At 55.2% G+C, this 270-nt stretch carries 2 tRNA genes; both read right to left on the reverse strand.

The annotated features are described in order from the left end of the window. Positions 1-93 precede the first annotated feature (93 nt). Positions 94-170, reverse strand: a tRNA-Asp gene (locus tag IAE19_RS16500). Positions 171-193: 23 nt separating this feature from the next. Then, positions 194-269 (reverse strand) — tRNA-Val (locus tag IAE19_RS16505). Position 270 lies beyond the last annotated feature (1 nt).

The raw sequence follows: 270 nt of genomic DNA on the forward strand, positions 1-270 counted from the left end.
ACCCCCGGCGTGACAGGCCGGTATTCTAACCAACTGAACTACCGCTGCACTTTCACAAAGTCACTATTGTGGCAAACGATATTAAAACTTAAGTGGCGCAGCGGACGGGGCTCGAACCCGCGACCCCCGGCGTGACAGGCCGGTATTCTAACCAACTGAACTACCGCTGCACTAAAGTCTTAACGTAAAGGCTTGGTGGGCGCTGACGGGATCGAACCGCCGACATTCTGCTTGTAAGGCAGACGCTCTACCAACTGAGCTAAGCGCCCT

The organism is Acinetobacter sp. S40, from assembly GCF_016624705.1.
In the GTDB taxonomy this organism is placed as follows: Bacteria; Pseudomonadota; Gammaproteobacteria; order Pseudomonadales; family Moraxellaceae; genus Acinetobacter.